This is a genomic window from Phytopseudomonas argentinensis, assembly GCF_900113905.1.
GTDB lineage: Bacteria > Pseudomonadota > Gammaproteobacteria > Pseudomonadales > Pseudomonadaceae > Aquipseudomonas > Aquipseudomonas argentinensis.
Map to the genome: position 1 here is coordinate 455,935 of NZ_FORC01000001.1, position 21,400 is coordinate 477,334.

21 protein-coding genes and 1 tRNA gene are annotated in these 21,400 nt (G+C 64.6%); 14 read left to right on the forward strand and 8 right to left on the reverse strand.

Annotated features, from left to right (window positions below; genetic code table 11):
• Positions 1 to 89: 89 nt before the first annotated feature.
• Complete coding sequence (locus BM154_RS02025) at positions 90 to 1,301, reverse strand: molybdopterin molybdotransferase MoeA (protein ID WP_074880355.1); 1,212 nt, start codon at positions 1,299 to 1,301, stop codon at positions 90 to 92.
• Positions 1,298 to 1,837, reverse strand: coding sequence for a molybdenum cofactor biosynthesis protein B (gene moaB, locus BM154_RS02030; RefSeq protein WP_074880357.1), 540 nt, complete (start codon positions 1,835 to 1,837; stop codon positions 1,298 to 1,300). The genes BM154_RS02025 and moaB overlap by 4 nt, the downstream gene beginning before the upstream one ends.
• 68 nt (positions 1,838 to 1,905) lie before the next feature.
• Between moaB and mobA the strand changes: the two genes are divergently transcribed.
• The 3 genes from mobA to BM154_RS02045 all read left to right on the forward strand — a co-directional run bounded on the left by mobA (position 1,906) and on the right by BM154_RS02045 (position 2,986).
• A complete protein-coding gene (mobA, locus tag BM154_RS02035) occupies positions 1,906 to 2,478 on the forward strand; it encodes a molybdenum cofactor guanylyltransferase MobA (RefSeq protein WP_074880360.1) in 573 nt (190 codons plus the stop codon).
• 107 nt (positions 2,479 to 2,585) lie between these two features.
• Positions 2,586 to 2,807, forward strand: a complete 222-nt coding sequence (locus BM154_RS02040; RefSeq protein WP_070886848.1) for a YgdI/YgdR family lipoprotein — start codon at positions 2,586 to 2,588, stop codon at positions 2,805 to 2,807.
• A gap of 102 nt (positions 2,808 to 2,909) precedes the next feature.
• A tRNA-Pro gene (locus tag BM154_RS02045) sits at positions 2,910 to 2,986 on the forward strand.
• A gap of 190 nt (positions 2,987 to 3,176) precedes the next feature.
• On the opposite strand, the gene BM154_RS02050 is transcribed toward BM154_RS02045, so the two are convergent.
• From BM154_RS02050 to BM154_RS02070, 5 genes are all read right to left on the reverse strand, one after another.
• Positions 3,177 to 3,359 (reverse strand): hypothetical protein, encoded by a 183-nt coding sequence (locus BM154_RS02050; RefSeq protein ID WP_074880363.1) that lies wholly within the window; start codon positions 3,357 to 3,359, stop codon positions 3,177 to 3,179.
• A 239-nt stretch (positions 3,360 to 3,598) separates the two neighbouring features.
• Complete coding sequence (locus tag BM154_RS02055) at positions 3,599 to 4,927, reverse strand: dicarboxylate/amino acid:cation symporter (protein ID WP_074880366.1); 1,329 nt, start codon at positions 4,925 to 4,927, stop codon at positions 3,599 to 3,601.
• Positions 4,928 to 5,210: 283 nt separating this feature from the next.
• The gene (locus BM154_RS02060) at positions 5,211 to 6,521 is read right to left on the reverse strand and encodes an ATP-binding protein (protein WP_208609418.1); all 1,311 of its coding nucleotides are present in this window, start codon (positions 6,519 to 6,521) and stop codon (positions 5,211 to 5,213) included.
• A gap of 56 nt (positions 6,522 to 6,577) precedes the next feature.
• Entirely contained in the window at positions 6,578 to 7,255 is a 678-nt protein-coding gene (locus BM154_RS02065; RefSeq protein ID WP_013792025.1) for a response regulator, read from the reverse strand.
• A 207-nt stretch (positions 7,256 to 7,462) separates the two neighbouring features.
• Entirely contained in the window at positions 7,463 to 8,071 is a 609-nt protein-coding gene (locus tag BM154_RS02070) for an outer membrane protein (RefSeq protein ID WP_074880373.1), read from the reverse strand.
• A 292-nt stretch (positions 8,072 to 8,363) separates the two neighbouring features.
• On the opposite strand from BM154_RS02070, the gene napE reads away from it, so the two are divergent.
• From napE to BM154_RS02125, 11 genes are all read left to right on the forward strand, one after another.
• On the forward strand, positions 8,364 to 8,531 hold the full coding sequence (gene napE / locus BM154_RS02075) for a periplasmic nitrate reductase, NapE protein (protein ID WP_074882313.1): 168 nt from the start codon (positions 8,364 to 8,366) through the stop codon (positions 8,529 to 8,531).
• Between the two features lie 24 nt (positions 8,532 to 8,555).
• Complete coding sequence (locus BM154_RS02080; RefSeq protein ID WP_074880376.1) at positions 8,556 to 8,816, forward strand: chaperone NapD; 261 nt, start codon at positions 8,556 to 8,558, stop codon at positions 8,814 to 8,816.
• Entirely contained in the window at positions 8,813 to 11,317 is a 2,505-nt protein-coding gene (napA, locus tag BM154_RS02085; RefSeq protein ID WP_074880378.1) for a nitrate reductase catalytic subunit NapA, read from the forward strand. The genes BM154_RS02080 and napA overlap by 4 nt, the downstream gene beginning before the upstream one ends.
• 11 nt (positions 11,318 to 11,328) lie before the next feature.
• On the forward strand, positions 11,329 to 11,814 hold the full coding sequence (locus tag BM154_RS02090; protein ID WP_074880381.1) for a nitrate reductase cytochrome c-type subunit: 486 nt from the start codon (positions 11,329 to 11,331) through the stop codon (positions 11,812 to 11,814).
• Between the two features lie 9 nt (positions 11,815 to 11,823).
• Positions 11,824 to 12,420 carry a cytochrome c3 family protein gene (locus tag BM154_RS02095; RefSeq protein ID WP_074880385.1) on the forward strand — a complete coding sequence of 199 codons (597 nt, stop codon included), beginning with the start codon at positions 11,824 to 11,826 and terminating at the stop codon, positions 12,418 to 12,420.
• Positions 12,421 to 12,441: 21 nt separating this feature from the next.
• Complete coding sequence (locus tag BM154_RS02100) at positions 12,442 to 13,164, forward strand: 4'-phosphopantetheinyl transferase family protein (RefSeq protein WP_074880388.1); 723 nt, start codon at positions 12,442 to 12,444, stop codon at positions 13,162 to 13,164.
• Between the two features lie 198 nt (positions 13,165 to 13,362).
• A complete protein-coding gene (locus tag BM154_RS02105; RefSeq protein WP_027906284.1) occupies positions 13,363 to 14,652 on the forward strand; it encodes a M18 family aminopeptidase in 1,290 nt (429 codons plus the stop codon).
• A 7-nt stretch (positions 14,653 to 14,659) separates the two neighbouring features.
• The gene (gene lpcA, locus BM154_RS02110; protein WP_074880393.1) at positions 14,660 to 15,247 is read left to right on the forward strand and encodes a D-sedoheptulose 7-phosphate isomerase; all 588 of its coding nucleotides are present in this window, start codon (positions 14,660 to 14,662) and stop codon (positions 15,245 to 15,247) included.
• 46 nt (positions 15,248 to 15,293) lie between these two features.
• Positions 15,294 to 17,471 (forward strand): mechanosensitive ion channel family protein, encoded by a 2,178-nt coding sequence (locus BM154_RS02115; RefSeq protein WP_425272793.1) that lies wholly within the window; start codon positions 15,294 to 15,296, stop codon positions 17,469 to 17,471.
• Positions 17,472 to 17,577: 106 nt separating this feature from the next.
• On the forward strand, positions 17,578 to 18,174 hold the full coding sequence (locus tag BM154_RS02120) for a LemA family protein (protein WP_074880396.1): 597 nt from the start codon (positions 17,578 to 17,580) through the stop codon (positions 18,172 to 18,174).
• A gap of 17 nt (positions 18,175 to 18,191) precedes the next feature.
• Complete coding sequence (locus BM154_RS02125; RefSeq protein WP_074880399.1) at positions 18,192 to 20,078, forward strand: M48 family metallopeptidase; 1,887 nt, start codon at positions 18,192 to 18,194, stop codon at positions 20,076 to 20,078.
• Between the two features lie 163 nt (positions 20,079 to 20,241).
• On the opposite strand, the gene BM154_RS02130 is transcribed toward BM154_RS02125, so the two are convergent.
• Entirely contained in the window at positions 20,242 to 21,120 is an 879-nt protein-coding gene (locus tag BM154_RS02130) for a CAP domain-containing protein (protein ID WP_074880401.1), read from the reverse strand.
• Positions 21,121 to 21,400 lie beyond the last annotated feature (280 nt).

Genomic DNA, 21,400 nt, shown 5'->3' on the forward strand with positions numbered 1-21,400 from the left:
GATTGAAGACAGTGCTGCTTATCCAGACAACGGGCGAGCGAAATAATCACGCTCGCCGTCATCTGTTCGCAGACTGCCGGCGCCGAGCCTCAGCCAAGCAGTTCGCTCATTGGGATGAACTGCACCAGGTCGCCTTCGGCGAGGGTGGTGCCTTCAGGCACCTGGGCCAACCCTTCGGCCCAGGCAGCGCTGCGCAGCACGCCAGAACTCTGGTTCGCGTAAGGCACCACGCGGCCGCTTTCCAGGCGCGCGCGCAGGAACTCGCGGCGCTTGCCCGGTTTGCCCCAGGTGAAGCCCGCCGGCACCTGGAAACCCAGCGGTTCGACCTTCTCTACGCCAAGGCGACGCAGCAGATAGGGGCGCGCCAGCAGGCCGAAGGTCACCAGCGTCGAGGCGGGGTTACCCGGCAGGCCGATGACCGGGCGACCGCGGAACTCACCGACGGTCAGCGGCTTGCCCGGCTTGATGGCCAACTTCCACAACGCCAGGTCGCCGGCTTCCCGCAGGGCGATGCCGAGAAAGTCCGCCTCGCCCACCGACACCCCGCCGGTGGAGAGGATCAGGTCGACATCCTGCAGTTCGGCGAGCGCCTGGCGCGTGCGCTCGAGATCATCGGGCAGGATGCCGGCGTCGATGACCTGGCAACCCAGGCGCTGCAGCCAGGCGACCAGCAGATAGCGGTTGCTGTTGTAGATCTGCCCGGCGCCAAGCGCCTGCCCAGGCTCGACCAGTTCGTCGCCGGTGGACAGCACTGCCACCAGAGGCCTACGCCTGACCGGCAACTGCGCCAGGCCGATGGAGGCAGCCAGGCCCAGTTCGATCGGCCCTAGCTGCGTACCGGCCGCCAGCAAGGTTTCCCCTTGGCGATTTTCCTGGCCCTGGGGGCGGATGTTCTGCGCCACCTTCAACGCCTGGTTGAAGTGCACGCGGCCGTCGTCACCGACACTGACGTTCTCCTGCATCTCCACCGTATCGGCGCCCTGCGGAATGGGCGCGCCGGTGAAGATGCGCGCGCAGGTACCAGGCTGCAGCGCCTCGGGGGCCATGCCGGCGAAGATACGCTGGCTGACCGGCAGGGCCTGGCCCTGCCAATCGGCCAGGCGCAGCGCATAACCGTCCATGGCACTGTTCGGCCAGGGCGGCAGGTCCAGGCCGGCAACCATCGGCTCGGCCAGCACCCGGCCATCGGCGGCAGCCAGGTCGACCAGTTCGTGCTCGCGGATCGGTGTGCTCTCGGCCAGCGCCAGAAGACGCTCCAGCGCCTGCTCAACCGGCATCAGCGGCGAATGCGCGTCGCTCATCCGCGGCTCTCGCAGGGGGCGGCACGTTTCAGATGCGGCACGAAATTGCAGGGGCGGTGACGGGCATCGAGCTGCTCGGCCAGAATGCCGTCCCAACCGGTGCGACAGGCGTTGGTCGAACCCGGCAGGCAGCACACCAGGGTGCCATTGGCCAGACCGGCCAGCGCCCGGGACTGGATGGTCGAGGTGCCGATATCGGCGGTGGAAATCTGCCGGAACAGCTCGCCAAAACCATCGACCTGCTTGTCCAGCAGGCAGGCCACCGCTTCCGGCGTGCTGTCACGCCCGGTAAAGCCAGTCCCACCGGTAATCAGCACCACCTGCACCACGTCCTCGGCGATCCAGGTGGCGACCTGGGCGCGGATCTTGTAGAGGTCGTCCTTGAGCAGGACCCGCTCGGCAAGGTTATGACCCGCCGCTTTCAGGCGGTCGACGAACAGTTGCCCGGAGGTATCGGTTTCCAGCGTTCGGGTATCGCTGACCGTCAGTACCGCGATGTTCAGGGGCACGAATGGGGCATCGGCCTTGTGGCTCATGGCAGGCTTCCAGTTGTCGTTAACAATGGCCGGTGTTATACCACAGCGCCACCTCCGGAGACCCTGTCATGCCCGCGTCAGCTACGCCCCAAGCGTTTTCGGTGGTACTCCTCGCAGGCGGGCGCGGCCAGCGCATGGGCGGCCAGGACAAGGGCCTGGTGCTCTGGCGGGCGCGACCGATGATCGCATGGCTGCACCAGGTGGTGCGGCCGTTGACCGATGACCTGATCATTTCCTGCAACCGCAATCAGCAGGCCTATGCGCCCTATGCCGACCGCCTGGTCGGTGACGAGAGCGCCGACTATCCCGGCCCTCTGGCGGGAATTCGCGCGGCCCTGCAGGTCGCCCGTCATCCCCTGCTGCTGGTGTTGCCCTGCGACGCGCCGCGGGTCGACCGCGCGCTGGTCGAGCGTTTGCTGGCCCTGGCCGAGGATCGTCCGGTCATGGCCCAGCGCGCCGGCTATTGGGAGCCGCTGTTCGCGGTCATCCCCCGCCGCCTGCTGCCATCACTGGAACAGGCCTGGCAGGCTGGTGAGCGCAGCACCCAGCGCTGGCTGCGTGCGCACGATCCCGTTGCGTTGCGCTGCGCAAGCGAAGATCCGCGCCTGAGCAACCTCAATTCCCCCGACCTGCTCGGCTGAACGCTTGCGGCATAGCAGCCTCGGGTGGATAAATAGGGTGGAACTTGGGCTCGGCCTACCCGTCTGAGCCAAGGTAATCACTCTGCCTCGACTTAAGGAGACATGCCATGAAGCAACGGACTACCGCTGCATTCCTACTCGCCCTCGGCCTGGTTACCCTGGCAGGCTGTTCCACGCCATCGGTGATCACCCTCAACGATGGCCGTGAGATCCAGACTGTCGATCGTCCCGATTTCGACGACGACACCGGCTTCTACGAGTTCGAACAGCTCGATGGCAAGCGCACCAAGGTCAACAAGGATCAGGTCCGCACCGTCAAGGAGCTGTAAGCGCACGCCAGGCTTGCGGGCGTACGCCAGGCGCGGCGCCCGATTAAAAATTTTTGCTAACCCCTTGTGCTGCAAAAGTTTTTGAGTAGAATTTGGCGAATTCGGAGTGTAGCGCAGCTTGGTAGCGCGTCTCGTTCGGGACGAGAAGGTCGCAGGTTCGAATCCTGTCTCTCCGACCAAATCCCCAAAAAAACCGGCCCTCGTGGCCGGTTTTTTTTCGTTTTGCGCCTTCAGGCGCAAAGCTATCCGCGCTGCACCAGCCCTCAAACCAGCAGGCACCGGCCAACCCGCAGGCATGAAAAAGCCCGCTCATGGGCGGGCTATTGGTGATGCCTTGGCAACCGGCGATGGCGGCCACTCTCGAATCGATCAGCCTTCGCCCCCACCACCGCAGGCGATGAGCTCGATCAGGCCCATCTGGTACCACTTGTTCTGGCAACTCCAGCCGTGCTCGAACGTCCAGGCACTGGCAGTGCCACTGAATGCAATGCCCGCCACAAGCGCAGCGGCCAGCCCCAAACTGCGTGAGTGCGCTTTCTTCATGCGTTTCATGGAAACCTCGCCATTGATCAGGATTGATGAGCAGCGCCGCGCACTACAGCTGTCGATCTTGCGAAACGCCACCCGCCTGGAAATGCTCCTACCTAACCGAGCCCGGCTCAATAGAACAGGTGGGCTAAAGGCGAGGTGCCAGCCTCTGCCCAGCGGTTTTCACCCGCCCATAAAAAAAGCCCGCCACAAGGGCGGGCCAGATGACCTTCCCGGTACGGGAAGGTCGACGACATCGGGTATCAGGAAACCTTGCCAGCGCTGTCGGCGGGCACGGCCACCACGTCCGGACGACCACCGGAAGCCAGCTCGCGCTGCAGGGTGTCTTCGTCCAGCTCCTTGCACCACTTGGCGACCACGATGGTGGCCACGCCGTTACCGACCAGGTTGGTCAGTGCACGGGCTTCGGACATGAAGCGGTCGATACCGAGGATCAGCGCCAGGCCGGCAACCGGCAGGTGGCCGACGGCGGACAGGGTGGCAGCCAGAACGATGAAACCGCTACCGGTGACGCCCGCAGCACCTTTGGAGGCAACCAGCAGCACCAGCAGCAGGGTGATCTGGTGGGTGATGTCCATCGGCGTGTCGGTGGCCTGGGCGATGAACACCGCGGCCATGGTCAGGTAGATCGAGGTACCGTCGAGGTTGAACGAGTAACCGGTAGGAATCACCAGGCCGACCACCGACTTGTTGGCACCGAGCTTCTCCATCTTGGTCAGCATGCGCGGCAGTGCCGACTCGGACGACGAGGTACCCAGCACGATCATCAGCTCTTCACGGATGTAGCGGATCAGGCGCAGCACGCTGAAGCCGTGGGCACGGCAGATGCCACCCAGCACGATGAGCACGAAGAAGAAGCAGGTGATGTAGAAGCACAGCATCAGCTGGCCCAGCTGCACCAGCGAGCCGACACCGTACTGACCGATGGTGAAGGCCATGGCACCGAAGGCACCGATGGGCGCGAGCTTCATGATCATGTTGATGATGCCGAACATGACATGGGCGATGCGATCGATGAACTCGAGCACCGGGCGACCGAACTCACCCATGCGCTGCAGGGCAAAGGCGAAGATCACCGAGAAGAACAGCACCTGCAGGATGTCGCCATTGGCGAACGCCCCGACCACGGTGGACGGAATCACGTTGAGCAGGAAGCCGATGGTGGTCTGCGCCTCGCCCGCCTGGGCATAGGCAGCGATCTTGCTGGCATCCAGGGTGCTCGGATCGACGTGCATGCCAACGCCTGGCTGCACCACGTTGACCACGACCAGACCGATGATCAGGGCGATGGTGGAAACGATCTCGAAATACATCAGCGCGTAGCCGCCGGTCTTGCCGACGGCCTTCATGTCCTGCATGCCGGCGATGCCGCTGACCACGGTACAGAAGATGATGGGTGCGATGACCATCTTGATCAGCTTGACGAAACCATCGCCAAGTGGCTTGAGGGCGACGCCCGTCTCAGGATAGAAGTGACCGAGGAGAATGCCGATGGTGATGGCGAACAACACCTGGACATAGAGCATCTTGTAGAACGGTTGACGGACAACTTCGTTCGTTGTGGCAGTCATGGTGAATCCTCATGGGTGCGGCAATGACATCCAGCGACGTCCGCACCACCTTTCTTGTTTAGGCGCCAACCCTCCTGACCTGGAGGGATTTGTTAGTAGGTACGCTCGACGCGACCTTGAGGCAGCAAAAGCAAGCCCCATGCCATACAAGAAAAATTCGGATAAACCTTTGTTATAGCGGTGTTTGAGAAAAGATTTCGTGCCCCTTTCGATGGCCGATGGCGGTTTTCCGCACGTGGCTCCGGCAGGCGTGGCGGATTCCCACCACGACTGGCGAGATCAATCAGATACGCACCCGAAACGCCGCCCCGCCCAACGCGGACTCCTCGAGAAACAGCTCGCCGTCATAGCTCTCGATGATGTCCTTGACCACCGCGGTACCGATCCCCTGCCCTGGATGCTGGGCATCCAGCCGCTCGCCACGGCGCAGGATCCGCTCGCGCTGATCCACCGGCACGCCTGGGCCGTCGTCCTCGACGCAGAGCTGGCAGGTGCCATTGTCGACAGCGGCGCTGATGCGTACCTGGCCCAGGCATAATCGGTACGCGTTTTCCAGCAGGTTACCCAGCAGTTCGAGTAGCGCCGCGCGCTCCATGGGGATCTCCAGCCAAGCATCGAACTGGCGCTGTACACTGACCTGCTTGTCCCGGTAGACCTTGTCGAGCGCCTCGCAGAGGTTGTCGACCACGGTGGCCAGCGGCACCCGGTGACGGACCAGGCCGCTCTTGCGCAGGCTGGCGCGTTGCAGCTGATAGCCGATCTGCTGGCTCATGCGCTCGATCTGCCCCTGGAGAATCTGTGCCTGCTCGCGGTTTTCCGGTTTGGCGGCGATCACCTCGGCCGCGCCCTGCAGCACCGACAGCGGGGTCTTCAGGCTGTGCGCCAGGTCATCGAGGGAGTTCCGATAGCGCTCGCGCTGCTGGCGCTCGCTGTCCAGCAGGCGGTTCAGCGAGCCGGTCAGGCGCAGCAACTCACGGGGATGGTCATCGCTCAGCCGTTCGCGGGTGCCGCTCTCCACCTCATCGAGTTCCTCGCGCAACCCGCGCAGGCTGCGAAAGCCCCAGGTCAGGCCGAACCACAACAGCCCCAGGAGCAGCAGCAGCGCACCACCGAGCCACAGGTACAGCTGCTTGGTGAAATCGTTGTACAGCGCCTGGGTGTCGCTGGCCGGCTGCATGGTGACGATGCTGAACGCCGCGCTCTGCCCGCGCAGCAGCTTGATCTCCACGTCATAGATGTAGAATTCGCGGCCTTGACGGTCGGTGGTGCGCAGCAGTTCGTCGCCACGCCCGTCGTAACGCGGCTGGTAGGACACGGACATATCCCGGGTCGACGGCGAGCGCCACACCAGCTGCCCGTCGCGGTCGTAGATGAAGCCCAGCAACTGGGCGTCGGGCAGGTCGAATTCCTCGTCAGGCAGCTTGCTGGGCATGCGCAGCTTGCCGTCGTCGGTACGGGCTGCGGATATCAACGCACCGGCATCGGCGGCCAGGCGTTTCTCGACGGATTTTTCCAGGGCGATCAGAAAGGCGCCCTGCAAGGCCGGCAACAGCGCCAGCATGAACAGCACGGCGATCACCGTGCTGCCGAGCATCAGGCGCAGGCGCAGGGAGGACACCCAGTGCACTTTCAAGCGTGCCAGTCCTGAGGTCACCGGCAGCGCTCGGTGAACAGATAGCCCTGGCCGCGCACCGTTTCGATCGGTTTGAAGCCGTTGCAGCTTTCCAGCTTGCGGCGCAGACGGCCGACCAGCACTTCGATCACGTTGGGGTCGCGTTCCTCGTCATCGGGATACAGCTGCTCGATCAACCGCTCCTTGGGCACCACCTGCTGGTGATGGCGCATCAGGTATTCGAGGATGCGGTATTCGTAGGCGGTCAGGCCCATGCCCGCACCATCGATCAGTGCCTGTTTGCGGTTCATGTCCAACAGCAGCGGGCCGGCCTCGATGGTCGACTGGATGAACCCGGAAGAACGTCGCAGCAGGGCATTGAGGCGCGCCTCCAGCTCTTCGAACTGAAAGGGTTTGACCACATAGTCATCGGCACCGGAGGCCAGGCCTTCGACCTTGTCCTGCCAGTTGCCACGGGCGGTGAGAATCAGGATGGGAAAGGTCTTGTCGCGACTGCGCAGCTGGCGGATCAGGTCAAGCCCGCTGATACCGGGAAGACCGAGATCGATCACCGCCAGGTCATGGTGGTATTCATCGACGCGATACAGCGCCTCCTCGGCATTGGCGACCGCGTCCACCACGTGGCCTTGTTCGCCGAGTCGGGTATACAGATGGTGACGCAGCAGCGCCTCATCCTCCACGACCAGCAATTTCATCGTTGCATGCCCTCTTCGTTATGAAACGGCAACAAGCTCGAGCCATCAATTCAATGATCTTGCGAGCTAGAGCCTCGCAAGGCCTGGGCGGCTCCGCAAAAACAGGCGAAAAGCGGCCGGCGTCGCGGGCGACTGTACTTGCGTACCCGAGCACTTCACGCCTGTTCTTTAACGTCGCAGGGCCGACGCGCAGCTGATTATGGTGATTTAGAACTTGTAGTTGGCACCCAGGTACCACTGACCGCTGCTATGCAGATCCAGGGAGCCGACCTTGCCTTCGCCGTGCGGCGCGAACTCGGTGCTGGCGTTGGTGCGCAGGTAACGGTAGCCGCCTTCGATGGAGGCGTTCTCGTTGACTTCCTGCAGCAGGCCTGCCTGCAAGCCGGCAGCATACCCGACATTGGTGTCACGCGAGACACCCGGGCTGTTCTGCTCCAGCTTGACCAGGCCCAGGGTGCCACCGCCGAACAGCTTGGTGCCGTTCTCGTTCAGCGGCAGGAAGGCGTCGTAGCTGCCGAGCAGGTTCTGCTGGCGCAGCTTGAGGCCGTCGTTGCTGCCGGAGATGTATTCGTAGGTGGCGTAGTAACGGCCGACCTCGTTCTGCTGACCGGCGCGCACGCCCCAGGTACCTTCGTTATTGATCACGCTGTCGAAGTTGGGGTTGCCCTGGTTGGCGTTCAGCGCCGAGGACTTCTGGATGTTGTTGCTGGTCTGGCCCCAGGTGAAGCCGGCAAAGTTGTTGTCGGCATGGGCGCTGGTCGCAGCGCCGAATACCAGGGAAGTCGCCAGAGCCAGTTTGGTCAGAGTCGCTTTCATGGAGATGCCTCTCGAATGGCAGTGGGTTAATGAAAAACTCGAGAGTCATCTTGCCCGCTGGCGACTGAACCCCTCCTGAACCCTCGCTGAACCTCACCTGAACGACGGGCCGAACAGCCATTCACCGGCTGCCATGGGGTAACGGCCCAGTCATTGACCCGGATCAATACCCCGCTAGCCAGTACGACTAAGGTCGGCTTAACGACCATAGACCGTCAGATTGCGAGCGCCAAAGGCGCCGCCTTCGTCAATGACGGCATGTCCAATCAGCCTGACCGATGAAGAACTGCCCATGCCCAGCCCATCCGAAGACACCGAGGGCAAACGCCGCGAACGCCGGTTGTTTGTGTTCCTGGTGATATTTCTCTTCCCGCTGCTTTCCGTGGCCCTCGTCGGCGCCTACGGCTTCGCGGTGTGGTTCCTGCAGATGCTCTTCGGCCCGCCCGGCCCGCTCAACTGACCCCTCGGCTTACAGGAGCCCGTCATGGACGCCCCCCTGCACATTGCCAGCTTCGTCGTGCATGCCCGCCCCGAGCAGCTCGACGCGGTGCTCGCCAACCTGCGCCTGCTCGATGATCTGGAAGTGCACCAGCACAGCCCGGAAGGCAAGGCCGTGGTGGTGATCGAGGCGGTCGACGAACGCCTGATCATGCAGCGCATCGAGCAGGTCAACGCCCTGCCCGGGGTGCTCAATGCCGCGCTGATCTACCACGAATGCCTCAGCCCGCAAGGAGCCACTCAATGACCATGACCCGCCGCGAATTCACCAAGGCCCAGGCCGCAGCCATCGCTGCCGCGGCGGCCGGCCTGCCGCTCGCCTCAACCGCCAGCAACCTGATTGCCGATGCGGAGAACACCCGCCTGGACTGGAACAAGGCGCCCTGCAGCTTCTGCGGCACCGGCTGCAGTGTGATGGTCGCCACCCGCGACAACCGCGTGGTGGCCACCCACGGCGACATCAAGGCCGAGGTCAACCGCGGCCTGAACTGCGTCAAGGGCTACTTCTTGTCGAAGATCATGTACGGCGTCGACCGCCTGACCACGCCGCTGCTGCGCATGAAAGACGGCAACTACGACAAGCAGGGCGAATTCCAGCCGATCAGCTGGCAGCAGGCCTTCGACATCATGGAGGAGAAATTCAAGGCTGCCCTGCGCGAGCACGGCCCCCAGGCCGTGGGCATGTTCGGTTCGGGGCAGTGGACGATCTGGGAAGGCTACGCCGCCAACAAGCTGATGAAGGCCGGCTTTCGCAGCAACAACATCGACCCCAACGCGCGCCACTGCATGGCCTCGGCGGTGATGGGCTTCATGCGCACTTTCGGCATGGACGAGCCGATGGGCTGCTACGACGACATCGAGGCCACCGACAGCTTCGTGCTGTGGGGCTCGAACATGGCCGAGATGCACCCGGTGTTGTGGAGCCGGGTCACCGACCGGCGCCTGAGCAAGCCGGGCGTCAAGGTCGCCGTGCTGTCGACCTTCGAGCACCGCAGCTTCGACCTGGCCGACATCCCCATGGTGTTCAAACCGCAGACCGACCTGCTGATCCTCAACTACATCGCCAACCACATCATCCAGAGCGGCGCGGTGAACCAGGATTTCGTCAAACGCCACACCCGCTTCGCCCTTGGCGCCGACGACATCGGCTACGGCCTGCGTCCGGACAACCCGCTGGAGGTGAAGGCCAGGAACGCGAAGAATGCCAACACCTGGAGCGACATGTCCTTCGAGCAGTTCGCCGCCTTCGTCAAACCCTACACCCTGGAGCGCGCCGCCAAGGAGTCGGGCGTGCCCGCCGAGCGCCTCAAGGCGCTGGCCGAGCTGTACGCCGACCCGCAGCGCAAGGTAGTGTCGTTCTGGACCATGGGCTTCAACCAGCACACCCGAGGCGTGTGGGCCAATAACCTGATCTACAACATCCACTTGCTGACCGGCAAGATCAGTGAGCCGGGCAACAGCCCCTTCTCCCTGACCGGCCAGCCGTCGGCCTGCGGCACCGCCCGCGAAGTCGGCACCTTCTCCCATCGCCTGCCCGCCGACCTGGTGGTGACCAACCCGAAACACCGCGCCACCGCCGAGAAGATCTGGAAGCTGCCCGCCGGCACCATCCAGGAAAAACCCGGCTTCCACGCCGTGGAGCAGAGCCGCATGCTCAAGGATGGCGTGCTCAAGGTGTACTGGACCCAGGTCAGCAACAACATGCAGGCCGGCCCCAACATCATGCAGGAGGTGCTGCCCGGTTGGCGCAAGCCGGACAACTTCGTGATCGTCTCCGATGTGTACCCGACCGTCTCGGCCCAGGCCGCCGACCTGATTCTGCCCAGTGCCATGTGGGTCGAGAAGGAAGGGGCCTACGGCAACGCCGAGCGCCGCACGCAGTTCTGGCATCAGCTGGTCGGCGCACCGGGCGAGGCGAAATCCGACCTGTGGCAGCTGGTGGAGTTCTCCAAGCGCTTTACCACCGATGAGGTCTGGCCGGCCGAGCTGCTCGCCAAGGCGCCAGAGCTCAAGGGCAAGACGCTCTATGAGGTGCTGTACAAGAACGGTCAGGTCGATGCCTTCCCGGCCGAACAGCTGGAAAAGGGCTTTCGCAACGACGAGGCCAAGGCCTTCGGCTACTACCTGCAGAAGGGCCTGTTCGAGGAGTATGCACAGTTCGGCCGCGGCCACGGGCACGACCTGGCGCCGTTCGACCGCTACCACAGCGAACGCGGTCTGCGCTGGCCGGTGGTCGAAGGCGCGGAAACCCGCTGGCGCTACCGCGAGGGCCACGACCCCTACGTGGCCAAGGGCAGCGAGGTGCAATTCTACGGCTACCCGGACAACCGCGCGATCATATTCGCCCTGCCCTACGAGCCGCCAGCCGAGGCGCCGGACGACGACTACCCGTTCTGGCTCAGCACCGGCCGCGTGCTCGAACACTGGCACACCGGCAGCATGACCCAGCGCGTCGACGAGCTGCACCGCGCCGTGCCCGATGCCCTGGTGTACATGCACCCCGATGACGCCCGCGCGCTCAACGCCCGCCGTGGCAGCGAGGTGAAGGTGATCAGCCGGCGCGGCGAGATCCGCGCGCGCATCGAGACCCGCGGGCGCAACAAGCCGCCCCGCGGCCTGGTGTTCGTGCCCTTCTTCGACGCCAACAAGCTGGTCAACAAGGTGACCCTGGACGCCACCGACCCGATCTCCAAGCAGACCGACTACAAGAAGTGCGCGGTGAAGATCCAGCTGATCAGCGCAGCCTGAGGAGAACAACGATGAAACTGCGTTATCTGCCCCTGCTGCTGCTCGCCGTGTTCGGCGTGGCGGTGGCCGCCGACCTCGGCTACCCACTCGATGCGCCGGCTCCGGACGGGCGGCGCCCTGGCGGCACCCTGACCCAGGAATTCCCGGCGCCGCGCATCGCCCCCGAAGAGAACAAGGACATGCGCCGCGAGCGCAACTACCCCGAGCAGCCACCGACCATCCCGCACACCATCGTCGGCTACCAGGTGGATCGCTTCGGCAATCGCTGCCTGGCCTGCCACAGCCGAGCCAACAGCGCGCGTAGCCAGGCGCCGATGATCAGCATCAGCCATTACATGGACCGTGACGGCCAGGCCCTGGCGGCCATGTCGCCGCGCCGCTACTTCTGTACCCAGTGCCACGTTACCCAGGCCGAGGTGAAGCCGCTGGTGGACAACGGCTTCAAGACTATCGACCAGATTCTGCAGGAAGAAAACCAACCTGCCGGGCACCCCTGAGGAGGCACCATGAAATCGCTGCTCGCCCTGCTCGGCACCTACTGGAAGGTCCTGCGCCGCCCTAGCGTGCATTACAGCCTGGGCTTTCTGACCCTGGGCGGTTTCATCGCCGGGATCATCTTCTGGGGTGGTTTCAACACCGCGCTGGAGGCCACCAATACCGAACAGTTCTGCACCTCCTGCCACGAGATGCACGACAACGTATTCGTCGAGCTGCAGGACACCATCCACTACAACAACCGTTCCGGGGTGCGCGCCACCTGCCCGGATTGTCACGTGCCGCACCAGTGGACGGACAAGATCGCCCGCAAGATGCAGGCTTCCAAGGAGGTGTGGGGCAAGATCTTCGGCACCATCAACACCCGCGAGAAGTTTCTCGACAAGCGCCGCGAACTGGCCGAACACGAATGGGCACGCCTCAAGGCCAACGACTCACTGGAATGCCGCAACTGCCACAACTTCGACTTCATGGACTTCACCCGCCAGAGCAAGCGTGCGGCGCAGATGCACTCCACCGCCTTGGCCAATGGTGAGGCCACCTGCATCGACTGCCACAAGGGCATTGCCCACAAGTTGCCGGACATGCACGGCGTGCCTGGCTGGTAAGCAGCCGGCCGGCGCGGCAGAATGCCGGCCATGACCATACCCCCTCTGCCCCGCTGCTGCACGCCTCTCGACGATCATTGGCCGTTCGCCCGGCCATTGGCCGGCGCGCAGCTGATCAGCACCCACTTCGACCCGACCCGGCTAGCTGATGATGACTACAGGGCCGCAGGCGTCCCGGCGGTTCGCGGTGTGGCCAAGCGCCAGGCCGAGCATCTGGCCGGGCGCCTGTGTGCGCGAGAAGCACTGCGCCGGGTAACCGGGGTGGCCAGCGTGCCGGCGGTCGGCGAAGATCGCGCGCCGCAGTGGCCGGCGCAGGTCAGCGGCTCGATCACCCACGGCCAGGGCTGGGCTGCCGCCATCGTCGCGCCTGCTCGCCAGTGGCGCGGCCTGGGTCTGGATGTCGAGGGCATTCTGTCGAGCGAACGCGCCGAACGGCTGGTGGGCGAGATTCTCACCAACGACGAACTGGCGCTGATTGCCGATCTGAGCCCCGCGCAACGTGCCTGGCGGATCAGCCTGACCTTTTCCCTCAAGGAAAGCCTGTTCAAGGCGCTCTACCCGCTGGTGCTGACGCGCTTCTATTTTCAGGAGGCCGAACTGCTCAGCATCGACCCGGCGCAGCAAACCGCGCGCCTGCGCCTGCTTGTCGATTTGAGCGACGCCTGGCCAGCCGGCAGCGAACTGAACGGCCATTACGCCGAACTGGACGAACAGATACTCAGCCTGGTGGCCATCGCCGCGTAGTCGATGGTGGGCTACGCCCACCCTACGGGACTGATCAAACGAATACCGAGAAAGGCCACCCGCGCGCGCCTGTGGGAACGCTCCATGCGCGCGAGATCACGCACAGCGGCCGCAGGGCGGATGCCGCCCCACAAGGAAACGCCAACAGCGCCGCCGGCAAATCCGATAAACTCGGCACATTGCCGTCCGGAGTGCCCCATGCGCGAAGAATTGAATCAAGGCCTGCTCGACTTTCTCAACGCCTCCCCTACCCCCTTCCATGCCACCAGCAGCCTGGCCATGCGCCTCGAAGCCGCCGGCTATCGCCAGCTCGACGAGCGCGCGCCCTGGTACACAGAAGCCGGTGGCCGCTATTACGTGACCCGTAACGATTCCTCGATCATCGCCTTCAAGCTCGGCACTCGCTCGCCGGTCGAAGGTGGCGTGCGCCTGGTCGGTGCCCATACCGACAGCCCGTGCCTGCGCGTCAAGCCCAACCCCGAGCTGGAGCGTCAGGGTTACTTCCAGCTCGGCGTCGAGGTTTACGGTGGCGCGCTGCTGGCCCCCTGGTTCGACCGCGACCTGTCCCTGGCCGGCCGGGTGACCTACCGCCGCGACGGCAAGGTGGAAAGCGCGCTGATCGACTTCTACCAGCCCATCGCCGTGATCCCCAGCCTGGCCATCCACCTCAACCGTGAAGCCAACCAGGGCTGGGCAATCAACGCCCAGAACGAGTTGCCGCCGATCCTCGCCCAGCTAGCTGGCGCAGAAGGTGCCGACTTCCGCGCCCTGCTCAGCGAGCAGTTGGCCATGGAGCACGATTTCAACGCCGATGCGGTGCTCGACTACGAGCTGAGTTTCTACGACACCCAAAGCGCCGCGGTGGTGGGCCTGAATCAGGACTTCATCGCCAGTGCGCGCCTGGACAACCTGCTGTCCTGCTACGCCGGCCTGCAGGCGCTGCTCGATGCCGGCGACGAGGAAACCTGCGTGCTGGTCTGCACCGACCACGAAGAGGTCGGCTCCAGCTCGGCGTGCGGCGCCGATGGCCCGATGCTCGAGCAGGTGCTGCGCCGCGTGCTGCCCCAGGGTGACGACTTCGTGCGCACCATCCAGCGCTCGCTGCTGGTCTCGGCGGACAACGCCCACGGCGTGCACCCCAACTACGAAGCCAAGCACGACGGCAACCACGGGCCCAAGCTCAACGCCGGCCCGGTGATCAAGATCAACAGCAACCAGCGCTACGCCACCAACAGCGAAACCGCCGGTTTCTTCCGCCACCTGTGCCTGGAAAACGAGGTGCCGGTACAGAGCTTCGTGACCCGCAGCGACATGGGTTGCGGCTCGACCATCGGCCCGATCACCGCCAGCCAGCTCGGCGTGCGCACCGTGGACATCGGCCTGCCGACCTTCGCCATGCACTCGATTCGCGAACTGGCCGGCAGCCAGGATCTGGCGCACTTGGTGAAAGTGCTGGGCGCCTTCTACAACAGCCATGACCTGCCCTGAGGCGACCATGATCGAACATATCCGCAACAGCCTGCTCGAAGCCCAACGCGCCCTCGAAGCCTTTATCGGCAGCGAGCAGACGCTGGCCAATATCGAACGCGCCGGCGACCTGCTGGTGAGCAGCTTCGAAGCCAGGGGCAAGGTGTTTTCCTGCGGCAACGGCGGCTCGATGTGCGATGCCATGCACTTCGCCGAGGAACTGACCGGGCGCTATCGCAAGAACCGCCCAGGCATCGCCGCGGTGTCGATCAGCGACGCCAGCCATATCAGCTGCGTGGCCAACGACTTCGGTTACGACCACATCTTCTCGCGCTACGTGGAATCCCACGGCCGCGAAGGCGATGTGCTGCTGGCCATCAGCACCAGTGGCAAGAGCCCCAACGTGGTCAAGGCCGCCGAAGCTGCCAAGGCACTGGGAATCAAGGTCATTGCCCTGACCGGCAAGCCCGGCTCGTTGCTGGAGAGCCTGGCCGACGTGTGCATCTGCGCGCCGGGCGGCGACTTCGCCGACCGTACCCAGGAGCTGCATATCAAGGTCATCCATATCCTTATCGAACTGGTCGAGCGCCGTCTCAGCCCGGAAAACTACGCCTGAGCCCGGGGCGGCGTCGGCTGGTGCCGCCACGACACTCACCCGCGTGATGGAGAGTTCGCGCGTGATCCGCTTCAACGCCCTGCTACGCCGCCTGCTGTTGCTGACGTTGTTGATCCTTGCCTGTCCGCTGGCACAGGCAGCGGGCATCCCGACCCTGTTCGGCAGCAGCGGTGAGTCCAGCGCCCAGCCCCAGGCGGACCAACCGCTGGATCGCTCCCTCGACGAAGTGATCCAGTCGCTGGAGAACGACAAGCAACGGGCACAGTTGCTCAATGACCTGAAAACCCTGCGCGATACCACCCAGCAAGCCCAGCCCGAGAGCCGCGATGGCGTGCTGGGCTTGATCGGCAGCACGCTGACCGAGATCGAAAGCCAGTTCTCCGGCGAGCACAGCCCCCTGGCGCGCTGGCAGCTGGAGCTGTCGCGCAGCCGCAGCGAACTGGCGGCGCTGCTGCCCGAGGCCGGCGAGCGCCTGGCGCTGGTCAGTAATTTCGCCTTGATCATCGGCATCTGGAGCCTGCTGGCCTTCGGGCTGCGCGCGCTCAGCCACCAGGTGCGCCTGCGTTTCGGCCTCGCCGAGGAGCTGCCCCAGAACCCGCGCCCCACCGACCTGCTGCGCTTCGCCCTGCGCAAACTCGGCCCCTGGTTCGCCGCCCTGCTGATCACCGGCTACCTGAGCTATGTACTGCCCGCCTCCCTGGGCCGCGACCTGGCCATGGTGCTGGCCTACGCGCTGGTGGTCGGCACCTGCTTCTCGGCGATCTGCGTGATCGCCTTCTCGCTGCTCGACGGCCCGCACCGGCGTACCGCCCTGAACATCCTGCGCCGCCGCGCCTTTCGCCCGCTGTGGCTGATCGGCAGTTTCGCCGCCTTTGGCGAGGCCCTCAACGACCCACGCCTGGTCGCCAGCCTGGGTGGCAACCTGGCGCACACCACCGCCACCCTGACCAACGTGCTGGCGGCGCTGTGCACCGGCCTGTTCATCCTGCGTTTCCGTCGCCCGATCGCCCACCTGATCCGCAACCAGCCCCTGGCGCGGCGTCTGCGCCAGCGCGGCATCAGCGAGACCGTAGAGCTGCTGGGCAGCTTCTGGTACCTGCCGGCCCTGGCCCTGGTGGCGATTTCCCTGTCGGCCACCTTCGTGTCGGCCGGCGACACCAGCACCGCCTTCCGCCAGTCGCTGGTGTGCACCGTGCTGCTGGTCACCTGCATGGTCATCAACGGCCTGATCAGGCGGCGGCTGTTCCGCAGCCGCTCGCGCCACCGCCGCCATGCCGCCTATTTCGAGCGCTTCCAGAACTTCTTCCACACCATGCTCAGCCTCGCCGTCTGGCTGCTGTTCATCGAGCTGGGCCTGCGCGTGTGGGGGCTGTCGCTGATCCGCTTCGCCCAGGGCGACGGCCACGAGATCAGCCTCAAGCTGATCGGCCTGGGTGCGACCCTGGCCTGCGGCTGGCTGGTGTGGATTCTCGCCGACACCGCGGTGCACCACGCCCTGACGCGCTCACGCAAGGGCCAGACCAACGCCCGCGCACAGACCATGATGCCGCTGATCCGCAACGTGCTGTTCATCAGCATCTTCATCATCGCGGCCATCGTCGCCCTGGCCAACATGGGCATGAACGTCACCCCGCTGCTCGCCGGTGCCGGGGTAATCGGCCTGGCCATCGGCTTTGGCGCCCAATCGCTGGTGGCGGACCTGATCACCGGCCTGTTCATCATCATCGAAGACTCCCTGGCCATCGACGACTACGTCGACGTCGGCGGCCACCTCGGTACCGTCGAAGGCCTGACCATCCGCACCGTGCGCCTGCGCGACATCGACGGCATCGTGCACACCATCCCGTTCAGCGAAATCAAGAGCATCAAGAACTACTCGCGCGAATTCGGCTACGCCATCTTTCGCGTCGCGGTGCCCCATGACATGAACATCGACGAAGCCATCAAACTGCTGCGCGAGGTGGCCACCGAGTTGCGCAACGACGTGCTGATGCGCCGCAACATCTGGTCTCCCCTGGAGATCCAGGGCGTGGAAAGTTTCGAGTCAGGCAACGCGGTGCTGCGTGCGCGCTTCAAGACTGCGCCGATCAAGCAGTGGGAGGTGTCGCGCGCCTTCAACCTGGGGCTCAAGCGCCACCTGGACGAGTCCGGCCTGAGCCTGGCGACGCCGCGCCTGACCGTGCAGATGACCGCGCTAAGCCCGAACAAGCCAGACGAGCAGTAACAGGAACCACCGCACATCCACGCCGACTGCACGGCCATGGCGTGCCCGATAGCCTGCAGTTTCCGCTACCATGCGGCCACTTCTACACAACCGATAGGGACATCTCATGGATATCTCCACCCTTATCATCATCGCCGTACTGGTCGTGGTGGTCTTCTACGTGATCAGTGTCTACAACCGCCTGGTCAGCCTGCGCAACCGCTACCAGAACGGCTTCGCGCAGATCGAGGTGCAGCTCAAGCGCCGCTACGACCTGATTCCCAACCTGGTGGAAATCGCCAAGGCCTACCTGGCCCACGAGCGGGAAACCCTCGAGGCGGTGATTGCCGCTCGTAACGGTGCGGTCGAGGGTCTCAAGCAGGCCTCGCAGAATCCGGGCGATGCCCAGAGCATGAACCTGCTGGCCAACGCCGAGGGCATGCTGAAGAATGCCATGGGCCGCCTCAACGTGACCGTCGAGGCCTACCCGGATCTGAAGGCCTCGCAGAACATGCAGCAGCTCAGCGAAGAGCTTTCCAGCACCGAGAACAAGGTGGCCTTTGCCCGCCAGGCCTACAACGACGCGGTCACCGCCTACAACGCCTACCGCCAGAGCTTCCCGCCGGTAGTGCTGGCAGGTGCCTTCGGCCATGGTACCGACGCGGCCCTGCTGGAATTCGCCGACAGCGCGGCGATTCAGGACGCACCCAAAGTCTCCTTCTGAGCACGGGGCGTATTTAGATGGATTTCTTCGAGCATCAGGACCGGGCCCGGCGTAATACCTCACGCCTGGTGATCCTGCTGATTCTGGCAGTGGTGACCCTGGTGGTCAGTACCACCCTGGTGATCGCCGTCGCCTGGCAGGTATACCAATACGGTAACTACAGCCTGCAGTCGCTGAGCCAGGAACTGTTGCTCAGCGTGGCAACCGTGGTGGTCGGCGTGGTGTTTCTCGGCTGGGCGTTCAAGACCTCGCAACTGCGCGGCGGCGGCAAGGTGGTGGCCGAGCGCCTTGGCGGGCGCCTGCTCAACCTCAAGCCCGAAGGCCTGCACGAGCAACGGCTGCTCAATGTGGTGGAAGAAATGGCCCTGGCTGCGGGCGTGCCGGTGCCGCCGGTTTACCTGCTCGAAGAGCCCGCGATCAACGCCTTCGCAGCGGGCTTGCGTCCACAGAACGCGGTGATTGGGGTAACCCGCGGTGCCATCGAAAAGCTCAGTCGCGACGAGCTGCAGGGCGTGATCGCCCACGAATTCAGCCATATCCTGCATGGCGACATGCGCCTCAATACCCGCCTGGTGGCGGTGCTGCACGGCATCCTGCTGCTCGGTCTGATCGGCGAGCTGCTGATGCGCGGCGTCGGCCACGGCGGTGCGGGCCGCTCGTCCAGCCGCTCGGATGACAAGGGCCGTGGCAATGCCGTCGCGCTGGTGATGGTGGTCGGCCTGGCGTTGCTGGTGATCGGCTACGCCGGCACCTTCTTCGGCAACCTGATCAAGGCCGCGGTCAGCCGCCAGCGCGAATTTCTCGCCGACGCCTCGGCCGTGCAGTACACCCGCAACCCCGCTGGCATCGCCGGCGCGCTGAAGAAGCTGGGCGCCGGCTCTCGCCTGGAAGCCAGCCATGCCGCCGAGTACAGCCATATGTACTTCGGCCAGGGCCTGGCACTGAGCAAGATGATGGCCACTCACCCGCCGCTGGAAGAGCGCATCCGCCGCATCGACCCAGACTGGAAAGGCGTGGTGCTCGGTGACGAGGTGTTCGAATCACCGGCGCAGCCCGCCGCGCCGCAACAGGCGGCTACCGCAGGCTTCAGCGCTGCCGCGGCGAGTGCCGCCATTGCCAGCATCGGCGAGCCACAACCGCTGCATCTGGAGGAAGCCCGCGAGAGCCTGGCGCAGATCGACGAGCCCCTGCGTGACGCCGCTCACGACCCACACGGCGCACTGACGATTCTCTATGGTCTGCTGCTGGGCCCCGACGACGCCACTCGCCAGCAGCGCATGACCTGGATGCAGGCCAACCTGCCACCCCTGCTGGCCGACCGCCTGCTGGAGCTTGCCGCGCCGCTACAGCAGTTGCCGGCCGGGCGCCGCCTGCCGCTGCTGGAACTGGCCATTCCCGCACTCAAGCAACTCGAGCCCCAGGATTTCGTCAGCCTCAAGCGCGATATCGGCACCCTGCTGATCAGCACCGGGCAACTGGGTTTCATGGAGTGGGCGCTGCTGCGCATCGTCGAACGCAACCTGGGCATGCAGCGCCCGGTGCAAGGCCGCCTGCCGCTGGCGGCGCTGGGCAATGAAAGCTGCGTGCTGCTGGTGGCCCTGGCGCGCGCCGGCAACCCCAGCGAGCAGGCAGCCGATCAGGCGTTCCAGGCGGCCTGGAGCACCTTGCCGTTCACCGCCAGGGAGTTCGCCGACCAGCGCCGCGCCGGGATCAGCGAACTGAACGATGCGCTCAATCGCCTCAATCAGATGCGCCCGCTGCAAAAGCCCCAGTTGCTCAAGGCCATGGCCCGCTGCATCGAGCACGACGGGCGCATCAGCGCCGGTGAAGCAGAGTTGATGCGCGCCGTCGCCGATACACTGGACTGCCCGATGCCGCCGCTATTGAGTGATCGGCAGGCCTGAGACTCAGGAAGACTCTGCTATTTGCAGCAACTTTTGCTTCTGTGGGAGCGGGCGGGACGCCTAGTCCATGCCCGCGATTCGCGCGCATGGCGCGCTTCCAAAGCTGATGTGGCTGGGCGGATATCTACGCCAGCCTCCATCAACACCACAAAATAAAACCCGCCTAGAGCCCCGAACGCCCCGCCGCGCCGAATACCTGGGTCCAATAGATGGTCGCCTGGCTTTGCGGGTTGCTGGCATAGGCCGCGCCCATTTCATGGAAGTCCGGGTTCATCAGGTTGTAGCAGTGCGAGGGGCTGGCCAGCCAGCCCTCGACCACCTGCTCGGCACGCCCCTGGCCGGCAGCAATGTTTTCGCCGATCACCGTCCAGGTGTAGCCTGCGGCGGTTGCACGGGCGCCGACCAGGCTGCGATCGCTGCCCTGATGGCTGAACAGGCTGTTCATCGCCATATCGCGGCTATGGGCTAGAGCGGCCTGACCCAGCGCGTCGCTCCAGGTCAATGGCTCGGCAGCGTCGAAAGGCTGATCACCACATTGGCGGGCCGTGCCACGGGCCTTGTTGACCGCGGCCAGAATCGCCTTGCCCTCTTCCTGCCAATCGCCCAGGCGCGCCGGCAACAGCGCCCGCCCGAGTACCACCTGCCAGCTATTTCCCTCGTGGCGCACGCCAATATCGGCGAACTGCGCATCCTGCAGCTGCTTGCAGTACGACTGCTGCAGCATGGCCATGGCCGCTTCCGGCGTATTCGGACCGGTGACACGGATCAGCTGCACGGCTTCAGCTTGGTAGCCGGCCTGCTGCAGGGCCTGCTGTAGTTGTTCAGAGGAACTGACCTGTTGCCCGGCCAGGCGCCGGTCAGGCGCCAAGGGGCCGGCCGCCGGGCTGGATTGCCCGCCACAGCCCTGCCCGGCCTCGCGATAGCTGTTGATCAGCTTGGTCAATTGCGCGGCTTCATCGCCCCTTGCAGTACCTGCGGCACTCGCGCAAAGCAGCAAAGCTGCCGTAACGATCTGCCGAACCCGCTTGGGTGAATCACTCATCCGTGCTTCCTCTCAATCCACTCTGCCAATCTGATGATGGACAACCACTTGGGCCAAATGCTTCAGCCAATCGCCCCAGCGGCTGAAACCGCGTAAGACCTGGCCCATGATTGTGACCCAAACCGCCTGCTCGCTCGACCCCCGTCGCTCTGCTCGACAGCCTCGCCGCGACACCAGCGCCTCAGCCAATCGCTGGAGGTGCTGCTGCAGCTGGCGGTCTAATGCTTCGAGCCACGGCACATGTCGCCCCTGGTGGGGATAGGCGATACCCTGAGCACTG

Bases quoted from the DNA above. Each gene is read 5' to 3' on its own strand.
- moaB (WP_074880357.1), bottom strand. From the start codon at position 1,837: ATGAGCCACAAGGCCGATGCCCCATTCGTGCCCCTGAACATCGCGGTA.
- BM154_RS02115 (WP_425272793.1), top strand. From the start codon at position 15,294: ATGGAGAGTTCGCGCGTGATCCGCTTCAACGCCCTGCTACGCCGCCTG.
- BM154_RS02060 (WP_208609418.1), bottom strand. From the start codon at position 6,521: ATGCTCGGCAGCACGGTGATCGCCGTGCTGTTCATGCTGGCGCTGTTG.
- mobA (WP_074880360.1), top strand. From the start codon at position 1,906: ATGCCCGCGTCAGCTACGCCCCAAGCGTTTTCGGTGGTACTCCTCGCA.
- BM154_RS02025 (WP_074880355.1), bottom strand. From the start codon at position 1,301: ATGAGCGACGCGCATTCGCCGCTGATGCCGGTTGAGCAGGCGCTGGAG.
- napA (WP_074880378.1), top strand. From the start codon at position 8,813: ATGACCATGACCCGCCGCGAATTCACCAAGGCCCAGGCCGCAGCCATC.
- BM154_RS02120 (WP_074880396.1), top strand. From the start codon at position 17,578: ATGGATATCTCCACCCTTATCATCATCGCCGTACTGGTCGTGGTGGTC.
- BM154_RS02065 (WP_013792025.1), bottom strand. From the start codon at position 7,255: ATGAAATTGCTGGTCGTGGAGGATGAGGCGCTGCTGCGTCACCATCTG.
- BM154_RS02125 (WP_074880399.1), top strand. From the start codon at position 18,192: ATGGATTTCTTCGAGCATCAGGACCGGGCCCGGCGTAATACCTCACGC.
- BM154_RS02070 (WP_074880373.1), bottom strand. From the start codon at position 8,071: ATGAAAGCGACTCTGACCAAACTGGCTCTGGCGACTTCCCTGGTATTC.
- BM154_RS02100 (WP_074880388.1), top strand. From the start codon at position 12,442: ATGCCGGCCATGACCATACCCCCTCTGCCCCGCTGCTGCACGCCTCTC.
- BM154_RS02055 (WP_074880366.1), bottom strand. From the start codon at position 4,927: ATGACTGCCACAACGAACGAAGTTGTCCGTCAACCGTTCTACAAGATG.
- BM154_RS02040 (WP_070886848.1), top strand. From the start codon at position 2,586: ATGAAGCAACGGACTACCGCTGCATTCCTACTCGCCCTCGGCCTGGTT.
- napE (WP_074882313.1), top strand. From the start codon at position 8,364: ATGCCCAGCCCATCCGAAGACACCGAGGGCAAACGCCGCGAACGCCGG.
- BM154_RS02105 (WP_027906284.1), top strand. From the start codon at position 13,363: ATGCGCGAAGAATTGAATCAAGGCCTGCTCGACTTTCTCAACGCCTCC.
- BM154_RS02130 (WP_074880401.1), bottom strand. From the start codon at position 21,120: ATGAGTGATTCACCCAAGCGGGTTCGGCAGATCGTTACGGCAGCTTTG.
- BM154_RS02050 (WP_074880363.1), bottom strand. From the start codon at position 3,359: ATGAAACGCATGAAGAAAGCGCACTCACGCAGTTTGGGGCTGGCCGCT.
- lpcA (WP_074880393.1), top strand. From the start codon at position 14,660: ATGATCGAACATATCCGCAACAGCCTGCTCGAAGCCCAACGCGCCCTC.
- BM154_RS02080 (WP_074880376.1), top strand. From the start codon at position 8,556: ATGGACGCCCCCCTGCACATTGCCAGCTTCGTCGTGCATGCCCGCCCC.
- BM154_RS02090 (WP_074880381.1), top strand. From the start codon at position 11,329: ATGAAACTGCGTTATCTGCCCCTGCTGCTGCTCGCCGTGTTCGGCGTG.
- BM154_RS02095 (WP_074880385.1), top strand. From the start codon at position 11,824: ATGAAATCGCTGCTCGCCCTGCTCGGCACCTACTGGAAGGTCCTGCGC.